This window comes from Nocardia yunnanensis (genome assembly GCF_003626895.1).
Classification (GTDB): Bacteria; Actinomycetota; Actinomycetes; order Mycobacteriales; family Mycobacteriaceae; genus Nocardia; species Nocardia yunnanensis.
The window spans coordinates 4,749,898-4,766,637 of record NZ_CP032568.1 but is presented as its reverse complement, the minus strand read 5'-3'; the positions used below and the strand labels follow the sequence as shown (position 1 = coordinate 4,766,637).

General features: G+C 67.8%; 11 protein-coding genes. 6 read left to right on the top strand and 5 right to left on the bottom strand.

Features of this window, described 5'->3' with window-relative positions; all coding sequences use genetic code 11:
* Positions 1-29: 29 nt before the first annotated feature.
* Positions 30-1,250: a type III polyketide synthase gene (locus tag D7D52_RS22375; RefSeq protein WP_246023221.1), complete on the top strand. Its 1,221-nt coding sequence runs from the start codon at positions 30-32 to the stop codon at positions 1,248-1,250.
* Positions 1,251-1,289: 39 nt separating this feature from the next.
* A complete protein-coding gene (locus D7D52_RS22370; protein ID WP_120739333.1) occupies positions 1,290-3,227 on the top strand; it encodes an ATP-binding cassette domain-containing protein in 1,938 nt (645 codons plus the stop codon).
* Between the two features lie 91 nt (positions 3,228-3,318).
* Here D7D52_RS22370 and uvrA read toward each other — a convergent pair whose 3' ends face one another.
* Positions 3,319-6,312 carry an excinuclease ABC subunit UvrA gene (gene uvrA, locus D7D52_RS22365; RefSeq protein WP_120739331.1) on the bottom strand — a complete coding sequence of 998 codons (2,994 nt, stop codon included), beginning with the start codon at positions 6,310-6,312 and terminating at the stop codon, positions 3,319-3,321.
* A 163-nt stretch (positions 6,313-6,475) separates the two neighbouring features.
* The gene (locus D7D52_RS22360) at positions 6,476-7,294 is read right to left on the bottom strand and encodes a sigma 54 modulation/S30EA ribosomal C-terminal domain-containing protein (RefSeq protein WP_187703023.1); all 819 of its coding nucleotides are present in this window, start codon (positions 7,292-7,294) and stop codon (positions 6,476-6,478) included.
* A gap of 301 nt (positions 7,295-7,595) precedes the next feature.
* Here D7D52_RS22360 and D7D52_RS22355 point away from each other — a divergent pair, with 301 nt between their 5' ends.
* Both D7D52_RS22355 and D7D52_RS22350 read left to right on the top strand, forming a co-directional pair.
* Positions 7,596-8,243 carry a response regulator transcription factor gene (locus tag D7D52_RS22355; protein ID WP_120744359.1) on the top strand — a complete coding sequence of 216 codons (648 nt, stop codon included), beginning with the start codon at positions 7,596-7,598 and terminating at the stop codon, positions 8,241-8,243.
* Between the two features lie 71 nt (positions 8,244-8,314).
* Positions 8,315-10,081 (top strand): GAF domain-containing sensor histidine kinase, encoded by a 1,767-nt coding sequence (locus tag D7D52_RS22350; RefSeq protein WP_120739329.1) that lies wholly within the window; start codon positions 8,315-8,317, stop codon positions 10,079-10,081.
* Positions 10,082-10,089: 8 nt separating this feature from the next.
* On the opposite strand, the gene D7D52_RS22345 is transcribed toward D7D52_RS22350, so the two are convergent.
* Positions 10,090-11,235, bottom strand: coding sequence for a beta-ketoacyl synthase N-terminal-like domain-containing protein (locus D7D52_RS22345; protein ID WP_120739327.1), 1,146 nt, complete (start codon positions 11,233-11,235; stop codon positions 10,090-10,092).
* 225 nt (positions 11,236-11,460) lie between these two features.
* Between D7D52_RS22345 and D7D52_RS22340 the strand changes: the two genes are divergently transcribed.
* Both D7D52_RS22340 and D7D52_RS22335 read left to right on the top strand, forming a co-directional pair.
* Entirely contained in the window at positions 11,461-12,795 is a 1,335-nt protein-coding gene (locus D7D52_RS22340; RefSeq protein ID WP_120739325.1) for a diguanylate cyclase domain-containing protein, read from the top strand.
* A gap of 181 nt (positions 12,796-12,976) precedes the next feature.
* Positions 12,977-15,235: a HelD family protein gene (locus tag D7D52_RS22335; RefSeq protein WP_120739323.1), complete on the top strand. Its 2,259-nt coding sequence runs from the start codon at positions 12,977-12,979 to the stop codon at positions 15,233-15,235.
* 97 nt (positions 15,236-15,332) lie between these two features.
* Here D7D52_RS22335 and D7D52_RS22330 read toward each other — a convergent pair whose 3' ends face one another.
* Positions 15,333-15,785 carry a universal stress protein gene (locus tag D7D52_RS22330; protein WP_120739321.1) on the bottom strand — a complete coding sequence of 151 codons (453 nt, stop codon included), beginning with the start codon at positions 15,783-15,785 and terminating at the stop codon, positions 15,333-15,335.
* 478 nt (positions 15,786-16,263) lie between these two features.
* Complete coding sequence (locus tag D7D52_RS22325; RefSeq protein WP_120739319.1) at positions 16,264-16,680, bottom strand: DoxX family protein; 417 nt, start codon at positions 16,678-16,680, stop codon at positions 16,264-16,266.
* Positions 16,681-16,740 lie beyond the last annotated feature (60 nt).

The window sequence follows — 16,740 nt, the reverse complement described above, 5'->3', positions numbered from 1 at the left end:
CTTTATCGAAAAATCGAGGGGAGTATTTCGTGTCTATCACCATTGATGAAGGGGGCATGGTGCCCGCGTCGCCGACCCGGTTCGTGGGAGGCGAACCCGGTTCCGCTTTCTTCGACAAGGAAGCCTTCGCACCGGCGCCGTTGCCGCCCACCCCGCCGACCACCGTCGGCGTGATCGAGTCCATCGCCACCGGCGCCCCGCGGCAGATCTTCGCGCAGGCCGACGCCGCCGCCCAGGTCGCCGGCCTGTTCGCCGATCCGGTGCAGCAGGCGCGGATTCCGCGGATCTACCAGAAGACCCGGATCACCACCCGGCACCTGGCGGTCGACCCGATCGATCCCGAATTCCTGTCCTACAGCAAGGAAGTCGGGACCATCCGGGATCGGATGAACACCTTCTACGAGCACGCGGTGCCGCTGGCGGTGGATGTGGCCGGGCGCGCGGTCGCGCACCTGGACAACGCCGCCGAGCAGATCGGCATGCTGGTCTTCGCCACCAGCACCGGTTTCATCGCGCCGGGTGTGGATGTGGCCGTGGTCAAGCAGCTCGGCCTGTCGCCCGCGATCAACCGGGTGATGGTGAACTTCATGGGCTGCGCGGCCGCCATGAACTCGGTGCGCGCGGCGGTGGATTTCGTTCGGGCGCACCCGGATAAGAAGGCGCTGGTCATCTGCCTGGAGCTGAGCTCGGTCAATGCCGTGTTCGACGACAACATCAACGATGTCATCATTCACAGCCTCTTCGGTGACGGCTGCGGCGCGGTGGTCATCGGGGCCAGCAACCCGCAACAGCAGCTGCCCGCCGGCGCGGTCGTCATCCGCGACAGCTTCAGCTACCTGTTCGACGACGCGGAGGACGGAATCGTCCTGGGCGTCAACGACAACGGCATCACCTGCGAGCTGTCGGAGAACCTGCCGCAGTACATCCTCGCGGGGGTGGATCCGGTGGTGACCGGGGTGCTGGCGCGCAATGGCCTCACCAAGTCCGATGTCGACCTATGGGCCATCCACCCGGGCGGCCCGAAGATCATCGAGCAGTCCATCGCCTCGCTGGGTCTCGGCTCCGAGCGGGCGGCGGTCAGCTGGGACGTGCTCGCCGAGTACGGCAACATGCTCAGCGTCTCACTGATTTTCGTGCTCGAGCAGATGATCGCGCAGCAGGCCGAGCAGCCGATCTCCACGGGGGTGGCGTTCTCGTTCGCGCCCGGCGTCACGCTCGAGGGCGTGCTCTTCGACATCATCCGCCCCTGATCCGGGCGAACCGGTCCCTTCAGTTAAGGCACGGCAGTCATGCAACTCATCAGATTCCTCATCTCCATCTCGTGGATGCGGATCGCGGGCGTCATCGCCTCCGGTCTGGTCTGCGGTGCGGCCAATACCTACCTGGTGACATTGATTCGGGGAGTGGTGTCACCGGAACCGCACCCGGCCGTCACCGTGCAGGCCTTCGTGGCGACCGCGCTGGTCATCCTGATCAGCGGGGTGATCTCGCAGGTACTGCTGATCCGACTGGCCCAGGAGGCCATCTACCGGTTGCGCGCGGACCTGTCGGCGCGCATCGTGTCCGCGCCGCTCGAACATCTCGAGCGGCTCGGGCAGCATCGCCTGATCGCGACCCTCACCGAGGATGTGCGATCGCTGTCGCAGGCGGTCACGGCCATTCCGAGCATCTGCATCGACCTGGCCACGATCATCGGGTGCTTCATCTTCCTGGCGGTCGTCTCGGGTCCGATCTTCGCCACCACCATCGCGGGCACGCTGCTCGGAATCGCCTGTGTCGAAACGGTTCTCAAGAAGGTGCGGCATCTGTACCGCGACGCCCGCGAGAACGAGGACGGTTTGATCCGCTCCTTCCAGGAGGTGTCGCTGGGCATCAAGGAGCTCAAGCTGCACCGGCCGCGCCGTGCCGACTTCATGAACCGGCATCTGCTCGGCTCGGCCGAGAAGCTGCGGGTACAGAACGTCGACGCGGGATCGAAATTCACCTTCGCGCAAGGGTTCGGCCAGCTGCTGCAGTTGGGCACCATGGCGCTGATCCTGTTCGGCCTGGCCCGCGCGCTGGATCTGCCGCAGAACGCCATGGTCGGCTATGTCCTGGTCACCACGTTCCTGTCGATGCCCATGCAGAACTTCATGAACCGCATCCCGGACCTGCTGCGAGGTGACGTGGCACTGGCCAAGATTCGCTCGCTGAACCTATCCATCCAGACCGCGCACGACGAGTCCACGCTGCCCTACACCGAGCGGCCCGCCGCCACGGCGGCGCGGCTGGAGCTCAACGACGTCAGCTACCACTATCTGACGGAAGCGCCGCCGGCGTTCCCGCCCGTGCCGGGCGGTGCGCCGCCCGGAACCGGACCTCACCCGGGTGGGGGTGCGCGGCCGCACCCGGGTGGGGGCACTCGACCCGGCATGCCCGGCGCACCGGTGGGCGGACGGCCCGGCGCGCATCCCGCGGGCGGACGCCCCGGCGGCCCGCCGCCCGGGCACGGCCCGCGGCCCGGTGGCGATCGCCCGGATGTCAACGGGCACCGGTTCATCGAGCACGGCGGCACCGGCGGGCGACCCGTGCCGATGGGCGCGCCGGTCGCCCCGCCCGAGGCCGATGGCACCGGCTTCACCCTCGGTCCACTGGATTTGGCCTTCGAGCCCGGGCAGATCAGCTTCATCGTGGGCGGCAACGGCAGCGGCAAATCGACGCTGGCCAAACTGATCACGGGGTTGTACGTCCCGCAGCAGGGTCACCTGTCGCTCAACGGCGAGACCATCGATCACGACAATATCGAGTGGTTCCGGCAGAACACCTCGGCGGTGTTCACCGACTTCCACCTGTTCGAGGACTACCTGGGCTTCGAGCCCGGCATCGACGAGCAGGTCCGGAAGTACCTGAAGGAACTGCAGATCGACCACAAGGTCACCGTCGAGAACGGGCGGCTGTCGACCGTGCAGCTCTCGCAGGGCCAGCGCAAGCGGCTGGCGCTGCTGACCGCACTGCTCGAGGATCGGCCGATCTACATGTTCGACGAGTGGGCCGCCGATCAGGAGCCGAAGTTCCGGGACGTGTTCTACCGGGAGCTGCTGGTGAAGCTCAAGGAGCGCGGCAAGACCGTCATCGTGATCACCCACGACGACCGGTACTTCGACTGCGCCGACCAGATCGTGAAACTCGATTTCGGCCGCATCGCCGAGGTCAAGGAGTTGAGCAAGCCGCTGGCCGTGGCCGAGTAGCCGCGGGTGTGAAAACCGCAGGCCCCGCACCGGATTCGGTGCGGGGCCTGCGTCGTGGACCGAGCCTTGGGCGTTCGTCGTGGACCGGGCCTCAGCGCAGGGCGGCGGCCTTGCGGCGGGCGGCGGTCGCCTTCTTCGCGGCGGCGGCCTGAGCGTCGGTCTTGGGGGCCGCCTTCTTGGCCGGCGCCTTCTTGGCGGCCTTCTTCGCCGGTGCGGGCGCGGCGGCCGGCGCCGCCGACAACACGTCCTTCAGGAACTGACCGGTGTAGCTATCCGCCACGGCCGCAACATCTTCGGGCGTGCCCTCGGCGATGACGGTGCCGCCGCCGGAACCACCCTCGGGACCCATGTCGATGACCCAGTCGGAGGTCTTTATGACATCCAGGTTGTGCTCGATGACGATCACCGAATTGCCCTTGTCCACCAGGCCGTTGATCACCGTGAGCAGTTTGCGGATGTCCTCGAAATGCAGACCCGTGGTGGGCTCGTCGAGGATGTAGATGGTGCGGCCGGTGGAACGCTTCTGCAGTTCCGCGGCCAGCTTCACGCGCTGCGCCTCACCACCCGACAGCGTCGGGGCCGACTGACCCAGGCGCACATAGCCGAGGCCCACGTCCACCAGGGTCTTGAGGTAGCGGTGGATGGAGGTCACCGGCTCGAAGAACTCCGCGGCCTCCTCGATCGGCATATCGAGCACCTCGGCGATGGTCTTGCCCTTGTAGTGCACCTCGAGGGTCTCGCGGTTGTAGCGCGCGCCGTGGCAGACCTCGCACGGGACGTACACGTCCGGCAGGAAGTTCATCTCGATCTTGAGGGTGCCGTCGCCGGAGCACGCCTCGCAGCGGCCGCCCTTCACGTTGAAGGAGAAACGGCCCGGCTGATAACCGCGCACCTTGGCCTCGGTGGTGGCCGCGAACAGGGTGCGGATCTTGTCGAACACGCCGGTGTAGGTGGCCGGATTCGAGCGCGGGGTGCGGCCGATCGGCGACTGGTCGACCTGCACCAGCTTGTCCAGATGATCGAGACCGTTGACGCGGGTGTGACGGCCCGGCACCTGCCGCGCGCCATTGAGCTTGTTCTGCAGCACCGTCGCCAGAATGTCGTTGACCAGCGTCGACTTACCCGAACCCGAGACGCCGGTGATCGAGGTGAGCACGCCCAGCGGGAAACTCACGTCGATGTCGCGGAGATTGTGCTCGACCGCGCCCACCACCGTGAGCTGCTTGCGCTTGTCGATCGGCCGCCGCACCAGCGGCACCTCGATCTGCTCGCGACCGGAAAGGTAAGCGCCGGTGAGGGATTGCTTGTCCTTCAACAGCCCCTCGTAGGGACCCGAGTACACCACCTGGCCGCCGTGCTCACCGGCCAGCGGGCCGATGTCGACCACCCAGTCCGAGGCGTGGATGGTGTCCTCGTCGTGCTCGACCACGATGAGGGTGTTGCCGAGATTCTTCAGGCGCGTGAGGGTTTCGATCAACCGGCGATTGTCGCGCTGATGCAGGCCGATGGACGGCTCGTCCAGCACGTACAGCACGCCCACCAGACCGGACCCGATCTGGGTGGCCAGCCGGATGCGCTGCGCCTCACCGCCGGACAGCGTGGCCGCCGCCCGCGACAGCGTCAGGTATTGGAGGCCGACGTCCAGCAGGAAGCCCAGGCGCGCCTGAATCTCCTTGATCACCTGCGCGGCGATGGCCGCCTGCCGCTCGTCGAGGGTGAGCGTGTTGAGGAACTTCGCCGCCTCCCCGATCGATAGATCCGACAGATCCGCGATGGAACGGCGCTGATCGCCGGCCGACAGGGTGACCGCGAGGATCTCCGGCCGCAGGCGCGCGCCGTTGCACACCGGGCACGGGATGTCGCGCATGTAGCCGTCGTAGTGCTCCTTCATCGACTCCGACTCGGTGGCGTCCATGCGCCGCTGCAGGAACGGCATCACGCCCTCGAAATCGGCGTAGTACGAACGCTTGCGGCCGTAGCGGTTGGTGTAGGAGACGTGCACCTGCTCGGAGCTGCCCTCCAGCACCGCCTTGCGGGCCTTGAGCGGCAACTGATTCCACGGCGTGTCCATGGAGAAGCCGAGGGCCTCGGCCAGGCCCGACAGCAGACGGGTGAAGTATTCGGCGGTCTGCCCGCGGGACCACGGCGCGATCGCGCCCTCGTTGAGGCTCAGCTCCGGATCGGGCACGACGAGATCGGGATCGACCTCCTTGCGAATGCCCAGACCCGTGCAATCCGGGCAGGCGCCGTAGGGCGAGTTGAAGGAGAACGACCGCGGTTCCAGATCCTCGATATCGAGCGGGTGCCCGTTGGGGCAGGCCAGCCGCTCGGAGAAGCGGCGCTCCCGATCGTGGGCGTGCTCGTCGCGATCCACGAAGTCCAGCACCACGATGCCGTCGGCCAGCCGCAGCGCGGTCTCGATCGAATCCGTCAGGCGCTGTTTGGAACTCGGCTTGACCGAGAGGCGGTCCACGACCACCTCGACATCGTGCTTCTCCTGCTTCTTGAGCTTGGGCGGGTCGGTCAGCGGATGCACCACGCCGTCGACCCGGACGCGCGAATAGCCCTGTGAGTTCAGCGACTCGAACAGGTCCACGAATTCGCCCTTGCGGGTGCGCACCACCGGCGCGAGGACCTGGAACTTGGTGCCCTCCGGCATGGCCAGCACCTGGTCCACGATCTGCTGCGGGGTCTGCTTGGCGATCAGCTCACCGCAGACCGGGCAGTGCGGGGTGCCCGCGCGCGCGAACAGCAGCCGCAGATAGTCGTAGACCTCGGTGATGGTGCCGACCGTGGAACGCGGGTTGCGGTTGGTCGACTTCTGGTCGATGGACACCGCCGGGGACAGGCCCTCGATGAAGTCCACATCCGGCTTGTCCATCTGACCGAGGAACTGCCGCGCGTACGCGGACAGCGACTCGACGTAGCGGCGCTGCCCCTCGGCGAAAATGGTGTCGAAGGCCAGCGAGGACTTCCCGGAACCGGACAGCCCAGTGAAAACGATGAGGCTGTCGCGGGGTAGGTCCAGATCGACCCCTTTGAGATTGTGCTCCCGCGCTCCGCGCACCGTCAGGCGATCCGCCACTGGCCATCCTTCCAACGTTTCAGCTACCCAGAATTACCCCCAGCGCCATGCTAGGGGCACCCACCGACAAGTTCGGATACGCAGCTTGAAACGCTGGTCACAGCGTGTTTATTGCCGGATGCTCAGGTCCGGGCGCTCGGCGAACGACGAGCGCGGACACGGCTCACGCCAGCTTCTCGACGGCGGTACCGACCACAGTACCGCCGCCCCCGCCCGACAGGGCGACGGCACTGGGCCACATCGCGGTGTTCGGCAGCGAACGCCGCACGCAACTCGCGATCGCGCGCGGTTGTAATCCGCGATCGCGGTCACGCGTGCGCTCCTCCGCGCCGGCCGGGGTCACCAGCGCCAGATCTCCGTCGAAGCGGCGGTAGAGCAGCCGGCCGCGCCGGGCGTCGGAGTCGGTGAAGAAAAGATAGGGCAGCCCGCTGGTGCACAGTCGCGCCACCGCTTCGTCCTCGCGCAGCGCCGGGACCTGATCGCGCAGCCGCGCGACCGTGCGCACCCCGAGCGGTCCGGTCCAGCAGACGACCGCCTCGGCGCCGGTGTCCGCGTCGATGAACAGGTGCGCGTCGTAGTCCATGGCGTCGAGCACCCGCGCGGCCGCCGCGGGCGTCGCCACCTGTAGTCGGCAGTCCTTGCGCCGCACGATCGGCCGGGTGGCGGTGACCGCCGAGAGCGACGGCCGCGCGGGATCCGGCCAGGGCCTTGACAATTCGTCCGGCGGGCAGCCCAGCCGCCGGTCCAGCCGTTCCAGCGCGAAGGTGGCGGCGAACCGGCCCGGCCCGGCGACCTGCACCCGGAACGCCTTCCCCAGCGTTCGGATGCTCGCCTGGACGAGTGTGGTGTCGTCGTCGGAGTCGGGCCAGTGCAGGCGTACCCGCACCGGCCCTTCCACCCCGTGGCGGCGCAGGATTCTGCCCAGCCCGCGCACCACCCGGGTCACTTCCCCCGACGGGACGGGCCCGTGTGTGGTCACCACGAAATCAGGATCCAATCCACTCGACCACACCTCGAACGCGCCCATTTTCCGACCCCGCTTCCGTGTTCCGACCCGGCAACCCGACTCCATGGCAACACACCGCCCCCGCCCTCGACAGTGCCGAAAGTCCCAAAGCAGACCACTTTCAGGGAAAAGTCTCCGATAAAAAATCATCGCTCGTTCACTTGCCGAAAAATTAGGGACCTTCGGCGGTATCACGCTGTCGCGCCGCGGGTTACGTTGGCCGGTACACCCGCGCCGCCCACGCGCGTCCGTGATACCGATGAGTCTGGAGGCCGTCGTGATCAAAGTCTTTCTGGTCGACGATCACGAAATCGTTCGCCGCGGTCTGACCGATCTGCTCGAGGAGGACCCCGAACTCACGGTGGTCGGCGAGGCCGGCGACGTCACCCAGGCGCTGGCGCGCATCCCGGCGCTGCGTCCGGACGTGGCGGTGCTCGACGTGCGGCTGCCCGACGGCAACGGCATCGAACTGTGCCGGGACCTGCTGGCCGATATCGACGATCTGCGCTGCCTGATCCTCACCTCCTACACCGACGAGCAGGCCATGATGGACGCCATCCTGGCCGGGGCCAGCGGCTACGTGGTCAAGGACATCAAGGGCATGGAGCTGGCCAAGGCCATCAAGGAGGTCGGCGCCGGCCGCTCGCTGCTGGACAATCGCGCCGCGGCCGCCCTGATGGCACGGCTGCGGCGCAGCACCGAATTCGACGGCCCGCTGGCCGGTTTGACCGATCAGGAACGCAAACTGCTGGACCTGCTCGGCGACGGCCTCACCAACCGGCAGATCGCCGAGCGCATGTTCCTGGCCGAGAAGACCGTCAAGAACTACGTCTCGCGGCTGCTGGCCAAGCTCGGCATGGAACGGCGCACCCAGGCCGCCGTGCTGGCCTCGAAACTGCGTACGGGACAGCCACGTTCGGCATAACAACCTTTCGGCAACCTGCCCCCGCATAGAATTCCGAAGCCGTGTCGCATCCGCCGGACCGCAGGACAATCATGCACGACATCCCCCGCACCGGCCCCTACTCGGTGCGTGAAACGCTCTCGCAGCTGCGATTACGCGAATTGCTCACCGAGGTCAAGGACCGGGTCGAACAGATCATCGACGCCCGCGACCGCATCGACGGGCTGGTCGAGGCCATGCTCGCGGTCACCTCCGGGCTCGATCTGGACCAGACCCTGCGCACCATCGTGCGCGCCGCCACCATCCTGGTCGACGCCCGCTACGGGGCGCTGGCGGTGCGCGGGCACGAGAAACAGCTCAGCCAGTTCATCTTCCACGGCGTCGACGAACAGACCCGGGTGCTGATCGGGGATCTGCCCGAGGGCCACGGCGTGCTGGGGCTGCTGCTCGACAAGCCCGAACCGCTGCGGCTGGACGATCTGTCACGTCATCCGGCCGCGGTCGGCTTTCCCGAGCACCATCCGATCATGCATACCCTGCTGGGCATGCCGGTGCGGATTCGCGGCGAGGTCTTCGGAAACCTGTATCTGGCCGAGAAATCCGGCGGCCATCCCTTCACCGAGGACGACGAGGTGCTGTTGCAGGCGCTCGCCGCCGCGGCCGGTATCGCCGTCGACAATGCCCGCCTCTACGAGCAGGCCCGCACCCGGCAGGCGTGGATCGAGGCCACCCGCGACATCGCCACCGAGTTCCTCGCCGACACCGAACCCAGCAAGGTGCTCGCGCACGTGGTCGAGCACGCGCGCGAACTCACCGCCTCCGAGCGGGCGCTGCTGGCCGTCGTCGACCCCGACGACGTGCCCGAACAGGTCGCCGAACTCGTGGTGGCGCAATGGTCCGGACCGGGTGAGACGCCGACGCCCCGGCAGCTGGTGCGCGCCACCGGGACCGCCGTCGGCCAGGCGCTGACCACCCGCACTCCCCTGCGTTTCGACGACGCCCGCTACGTCGATCTGGGCACCGCGCTCGCCGGGGTCGGGCCGGCGCTGGTGCTGCCGCTGCACACCCCGGATTCCACCCTGGGCGTGTTGATCACGCTGCGCGCGGTCGAATCCGCGCCCTACACCGACGAACTCGTGGAATTGATCGCCGCCTTCACCGATCAGGCCGCGCTGGCCATGCAATTGGCGGTCGCGCAGCGGCGCATGCGCGAGCTCGACATTCTCACCGACCGGGATCGCATCGCCCGCGACCTGCACGATCACGTCATCCAGCGACTGTTCGCCATCGGGCTGTCGCTGCAGGGCACCGTGCCGCGCGCCCGGCTACCCGAAGTGCAGCAACGACTTTCCGACGCCATCAACGATCTGCAGGACGTGGTGGAGGAGATCCGCACCTCCATTTTCGACCTGCACGGCGGCGACGGGCACAGCACCCGGCTGCGGCAGCGGCTGGAGCGGGCCATCAAACAGCAGACCACCGCCACCGAGATCCGCGCGCTCATGCATGTCACCGGGCCACTGTCGGTGGTCGAACCGGCGCTGGCCGATCACGCCGAAGCCGTTGTGCGCGAAGCGGTCTCGAACGCGGTCCGGCATTCGGGCGCGGACACCATCACCATCGACATCGGGGTCGCCGACGATCTCACCATCGTGGTCGCCGACAACGGCTGCGGCATCCCCGACGGCATCACCCCCAGCGGGCTGACCAATCTCGCCCGCCGCGCCGAACAATCCGGGGGCCGCCTGGCCGTCTATCCCCGGCGCGGCAACGGTCACACCGGCAACAGCGACAGCGCCGAGGACGAAAGCGGCAGCGACACCGGCACGAAACTGCACTGGTCGGTGCCCCTGCACTGACCGGGCATTCAGCGAACCGGGCCGAGTACCACCGCGGAATTGTGGCCGCCCATGCCGAGCGCGGTCTTGACGGTGATGCCGTCCACACCGTGCTGGACACCGTCGACCAGGCGGGGGTGCGCGGGGGCGACAATGGGTGAGGACACCAGCAGGCCGCGTTCGTATCCGAGTGCGGCGGCGGCCAATTCGACCCCCGCGGAGGCGGCCTGGCAGTGCCCGGCCAGCGGTTTGAGCGCGACCACCTGCGGGCGATCGTCGAAAAGCCGTGCCAGCAAAGCGGTTTCGGCCGAATCGCATTGCGCGGTGCCGGAGCCGTGGGTGTTGAGGCAGGCGACCTCGTCGGCTCGCACACCGGCCGCGGCCAGGCCGCGGCGCACGCAGTCGAAGATCTGCTCGTAGGACGGCTCCACCGAGATCACGTGATGGCCGTCGTTGGACATGCCGCCGCCCAGCACCGCGGCATACGGCCGCTCGGCGTCGCGGGTCACCACGAATCCGACCGACGCCTCACCGAAGCCGAAGCCGCGGCTACCCTCCTGGAACGGACGGCAGGCGTCCAGCGGGTCGGTGTCGTCGACGGCCGCGCCGAGGGAGACGAACGGCTGCACCATCTCCGGAATCCCGGACAGGTCGGTCGCCACCACCAGCACGTCGTCGGCGATCCCCTGGTCCAGCCACATGTGCGCGGTGATCATGGCGACATTGGCCGAGGAGCAGGCGGCGGTCACGTTCATGGCCGGGCCGTGGAAACCGAACTCGCTCATCAGCATCGCCACCGGGGTGGACGGGAGTAATCGGAGGTAGTCGCGGGAGCGCCGCTGCCCGCCGTCGACGGTGTAGAAGTCGCGCCACTCGGAGACGTTGCCGAGCACGATGGCGTGCAGCAGCCCGACCGTGCGGCCCGGCCGCCAGCCGCGCGCGATCGCGTCGGCCACCGCCTCGCGCGACGCGCCCATCAGCGCGCGAATGTAGCGGCTGTCCGGCAAGTCCGGATCGCCGCCTTCCGGCACGCGGGCAACCCATCCGTTGCGGTTGCGTTCCGGGCCGTACCCTGGGAAGAGCCGGGCGGCGGGTTTGCCGCTCAGCAAACCCTCCCACAGCGTTTCACGGCCCCAGCCGTACCCGGTGACGGCTCCGATTCCGGCGATCGTCATATGATCTTGATGGCGATTTGTGGTCTCGGGTTCACGAATGGTGCCAGGCATTTGCATCGCTCCTCTCGGGCCGTTGCCCGTAATGATCACCAATCGCGGGCCGATGCCGTGCAGGACTGTGATTCATTCAATACCGTTGGCGACGTGCACTAGCAACTTTTCAGATATCGACCATGGTGCCGTGCTCCAGCGAGGTGTTGCAACGACGAGCAGGGGGTGCGAGAAGTGGCGGGTAACGAACGGGCGAACGACCCGGCCGACGCCGAACAACTGGCTCAGCGATACCGGTCCCTGGTGGATTACAGCCCCGACGGAATCGTGGTCCACGAACGCGGCACCGTCGTCTACGCCAATCCCGCCATACTGCGCCTGCTCGTGGCCGACACCCCCGACGACGTCATCGGCCGATCGGTGATGGACTTCGTCGAACCCGATTCCGTGGCACCCATGCTCGAGCGCATTCGCCGTCTCACCATCGCCGGCACCGCGTCGGTGCCCACCGAGATGACCCTGCGCCGCTGCGACGGCGGCCGCGTCGACGTCGAGACCGTCTCGGTGCTCACCGCCTGGCACGACCACCTCGCCTACCAGGTCGTGGTGCACGACCTGACCGCGCAGCGCGCCGCCGAGGCCGCCCAGCAGCGCGCCGAGCAGTTCTTCGCCACCGTGGTCTCGCAGCTCGAGGAGGGCGTGGTGGTGATCGACAAGGACGGGCGCATCGAATCCGCGAACCCGGCCGCGCGCCGCATCTTCGGCTACGACGCCGACGATCTGGTCGGCACCCACATCTACGACATCCCGCTGCGGCTGCTCGACGCCAACGCCCAGCCGATGCCCACCTCCTGGTATCCGGTCATCCGCACCCTGGCCACCGGGGAGACGGTGACCCGGTTCGTGTTCGGGCTGGACCGCCCCGACGGGCAGCGGCGCTGGCTGTCGGCCAACAGTCGGCTGCTCAATCCGGACGATCCCGGATCGGCGGCCGTGTCCTCGTTCAACGACATCACCGAATACCGGGCCAGCCGAAGGCAATTGGAGTATCAGGCCACCCACGATCCGCTCACCGGGCTGGCCAATCGGGCGCTGGTGCTGTCGCGGCTGTCGGCGGCGCTGGGCACCACCGAGAACCTGTCGGTGTCGAGCGTGCTGTTCATCGACCTGGACGGGTTCAAGGCCATCAACGACAGCCTCGGGCACGCCATCGGCGACACCGTGCTGCAGATCGTGGCGCAGCGGTTGCAGCGCGGGCTGCGCGCCGAGGACATCGTGGGCCGCATCGGCGGCGACGAATTCCTGGTGCTGCTGTCCGGGCGCACCCGCGGCGACGACCTCGAGGCCCTGATCACGCGGCTGCGCCAGGCCATGGCCGAGCCGATCATCGCGCGCGGGCATCGCATCCAGGTCGACGCCTCCATCGGCGTCACCCATCTGCACACCGACGACGGCCGCACTCCCGAGGCCGTGCTGCACGACGCCGACCTGGCCATGTACCGTGCCAAACCGCCCAGTCACCCCAGTGGGCCGCTGAGCCGCCGCAGCGACAGCACCCACGCTTCCTGAGCTTCACGTCACGATTGCCCGGCGATACGGCACCGGCCGCGAACGCGAACTAGACTCGATAACTCTGTTCTCGATGCTTCGCGTGCCGTGCCGGCCGACGTGGTGAACAAGGAGTTCCGTTTTGCCCGACCTCACCGAGGAGCGTTCTGTGTCAGAAACCGCCGACGCGGTATCGCCGGACATGGAGCGCGAACAGCAGTACCTCACGAAGCTCTACGAACAGCTCGACGGTATGCGCGCCTACGCCCAGCGCCGGCTGCGGACGGTGCTGCTGGAAACCGGCGGCACCCCGCAGGCGCGCAGTGAACGCGAATCGTTCACCCAGCTCTATTCCGAGGATCTGTCCAAATACGATGCCGCCGAGCACGGTCTGTGCTTCGGCCGCATCGATATCGCCGCCGACGATTCCGGCGACGGCGCCGAGGGCGAGAATCGCTATATCGGCCGTATCGGCATCCTCGACGAATCCGCGGATTACGAGACGCTGCTGCTGGATTGGCGCGCCCCGCTGGCACGCCCGTTCTATCTGGCCACCACCGCCGCGCCCGACGGCGTGACCCGGCGTCGCCATATTCGCTCGCGCAATCGCAAGGTCACCGCGCTCAACGACGAATACCTCGATCTGGATGCCGCGCGCCGGGCCGGCGTGGTCGGCGGCGACGGCGGCGTGGGCAGCGAGAGCGCCCTGCTGGCCGCGCTCAATGCCGCCCGCACCGGGCACATGAACGACATCGTGGAAACCATTCAGCACGAGCAGGACGCGATCATTCGCTCCGAGCACAAGAGCGTGCTGGTGGTGCAGGGCGGGCCGGGCACCGGCAAGACCGCAGTGGCGTTGCATCGCGCGGCGTATCTGCTCTACACCTACCGTCAGCAGCTCGACAAGGCGGGCGTGCTGATCATCGGCCCGAACTCGACCTTCCTCGACTACATCGGCCAGGTGCTGCCCTCGCTCGGCGAGACCGGGGTGCTGCTGTCCACCATCGGCAACCTGTATCCGGGAGTGCGGGCGACCCTGGAGGATTCACTGCGCGCCGGCGAGCTCAAGGGCTCGCTGGCCATGCTCGAGGTGCTCAAGAAGGCGGTGCGCGACTGGCAGGAGGTGCCGCGCGAGCCGATCCGGCTCTACTTCGACGGGCATCAGCTGGAACTCGATCGCAAGATCGTCACCAAGGCCCGCGGGCGCGCTCGCTCCTCGCGTCGTCCCCACAATCTGGCCCGGCCCATCTTCGCCGCGTCGGTGGTGGACGCGCTCACCGATCAGCTGGCCGCCGCCATCGGCGCCAACCCGCTGGGCGGACGAAACCTGTTGAGCCAGACCGATCTCACCGAGATCCGCGACGAGATGCGCGCCGATCCGGAGATCCAGCGCGCCATCGCGGGGCTGTGGCCCATCCTCACCCCGCAGGAGGTGCTGGGCGGGCTGTGGGCCGATCCCAAACGCCTGGCCAACGCCGCGGGACAGCTGAGCGCGGCCGATCGCGCCGAGCTCTATCGTTCCGACAGCGGCGAATTCAGCGACGCCGACGCGCCGCTGCTCGACGAGCTCGCCGAACTGCTCGGCATCGACGACAGCGAGGAACGCGAGCGCTCCCGCCGGCGCTGGCGCGCCCAGCTGGCCGAGGCCCAGGACGCCCTCGACATCCTGACCGGTTCCGCGCCACAGGATCTCGAGGACGACCTCGACCCGGAACTGCTCATGGCCTACGACCTCATCGACGCCTCCCAGCTGGCCGAACGCCAGCAGGTGCGCACCCGGCAGACCACCGCCGAACGCGCCGCCGGCGACCGCACCTGGACCTACGGGCACGTCATCGTCGATGAGGCGCAAGAGCTTTCGGAGATGGCGTGGCGAATGGTCATGCGGCGCATCCCGAATCGGTGGATCACCGCAGTCGGCGACGTGGCGCAGACCGGCGATCCGGCGGGCGCGTCCTCGTGGCAGCAGGTGCTGGAACCGTATGTGGCCAAACGCTGGAAGCTCACCGAGCTGACCGTCAATTACCGGACGCCGTCGGAGATCATGGCGGTGGCCGCCGACGTGCTGGCCGCCATCGACCCGGCCGCGCCCGCGCCGCGCTCGGTGCGCGACTCCGGTTTCGAGCCCACCGCCACCCGGGTGGCGGCCACCGAACTCGGCGACGAGATCAAACGGCAGATCGCGGCCGAGGCCGACCAGCCGGGCACCACCGCGGTCATCGTGCCGCACGACCTGGCGCCGGAACTCGCTCACCTGAGCGGTGATTCGGTGCGGGTGCTCACCGTGCACGAGGTCAAGGGTCTCGAGTTCGACGCGGTCGTCCTCGCCGAACCGCATCGCATCCTGAGCGAGTCGCCGCGCGGGCTCAACGATCTGTACGTGGCGCTCACCCGCGCCACCCAGCGGCTGGCCGTCGTGCATTCGGCGGAGTTGCCGCAGGTGCTGCACCCGCTGGGCTGAGCCAGCTCGAGGTGCTGGCGCCCGGGTCCGCGAACGACGAAGCGGCCGAACCCGATCGGGTTCGGCCGCTTCGTCGATTCAGCGGTTCGGCGGCGGCTCAGCGCACGGTGTGCACGATCAGCACGTCGCAGCGGCTCTTGCGGGCCACATCCGACGGCACCGAGCCCAGCAGGCGGCCGGCCAGGGTGTTGAGGCCGCGGTTACCCACGACGAGCAGGTCGGCCTCCACCTTCTTGACCAGGTCCAGCAGCGATTCGACGGGCTCGCCGACGACGGCCTGCTCCACCACGTTGGCCGCGCCGACGGCGACGGCCTTGTCCCGCGCCACGCGCAGGATCTCGCTGGTGGGCGCGGAACCGCGCACCTGGTAGGCCTCGTCCTTCAGCACGTCGGCGGCGGCGGCCACATCGCGGTCGTCGGTCGGGAAATACGCGCAGGCGATGTACAGCGTGGCGCCCTCGGCACCGGCCAGAGCCGCGGCCCGCTCGACGGCGACGTACGACGAGTCCGAGCCATCGGTACCGACGACGATCGTCCGGTAGGCGGTCATTTCTCCTCCAAGTACAAGGGTCGGGGCCGCGGCGTCCACGACGGTGGGGTTACCGCCGCGGCAACTTCGCCTGACAATAGCGGCATAAGAGGCGGAAATTTTCGATATCGCAACACATCACACTTCCGTGGCGCGTTCGGTTCCGCGGAAATCGCGCACGCCGCCGAAGCATGGCCTCGGCTACCAGCGAATTCCGCCGGACTTCGCGACGCGGCACACACAATGCCAACGATGTTGCGGCGCTGGGAGATTCGTCACAAGCCCGATATCACCCCGGAGCCGCCGCGGGCCGCTCGCTGTGAGATTTCACAACGAACGGCCCGCCGAACAGTGACTTCGCCTTGCTTCACAGCTCGCGATATTCGGCCCACAACCAGCTGAGAATCGCGCCGAAGATGGCCGAGTCCATCAAGGACATACGAACCTCTTCCCGCCGGCCGGATCAATGACGCGCAATACTAACGCGCCCGGATCGGATCTAGAGGCTGAAAAGCGGTCCGGTGAGCGTCAATCCGAGATCCGTGCCGGTGTGGGCGAAGAAGGCGAACAACATGAGCGCCGCGCCGGCGAGGGCGATGTCCTTGTTGAACGAGATCATCTCGGTCTGCTTGGCCTGCGGGTCGGTCTCCTTCCAGAACGCGTGCATCAGCACGGCCGTCGGCACCAGGAAGATCACCAGCAGCAGCGCGCCCAGGTCGGCCCACACGCCCAGCAGCACGCTCAGCGCACCGGCCAGCAGCAGCACGCCCGAGGCGGGGGTCGCGATGGCCGCCATCGGCACACCCTTGAACTGCGCGTACTGCGCCATGGTCTGCCGCTGGGCGATATGCCCGAAACCCGAACTGAGGAACAGCAGTACGAACAGAATCCGCCCGATCAACACCACTACGTCCATGACCCACTCCTTCGACGGTCGACCAGTTTCGGTTGATACGGCAACCAACTTCATCGGCGG

Coding starts and splice junctions, on each gene's coding strand:
- D7D52_RS22370 (WP_120739333.1), top strand. CDS start 1,290: ATGCAACTCATCAGATTCCTCATCTCCATCTCGTGGATGCGGATCGCG.
- D7D52_RS22350 (WP_120739329.1), top strand. CDS start 8,315: ATGCACGACATCCCCCGCACCGGCCCCTACTCGGTGCGTGAAACGCTC.
- D7D52_RS22345 (WP_120739327.1), bottom strand. CDS start 11,235: ATGACGATCGCCGGAATCGGAGCCGTCACCGGGTACGGCTGGGGCCGT.
- D7D52_RS22335 (WP_120739323.1), top strand. CDS start 12,977: ATGGAGCGCGAACAGCAGTACCTCACGAAGCTCTACGAACAGCTCGAC.
- D7D52_RS22330 (WP_120739321.1), bottom strand. CDS start 15,785: ATGACCGCCTACCGGACGATCGTCGTCGGTACCGATGGCTCGGACTCG.
- D7D52_RS22325 (WP_120739319.1), bottom strand. CDS start 16,680: ATGGACGTAGTGGTGTTGATCGGGCGGATTCTGTTCGTACTGCTGTTC.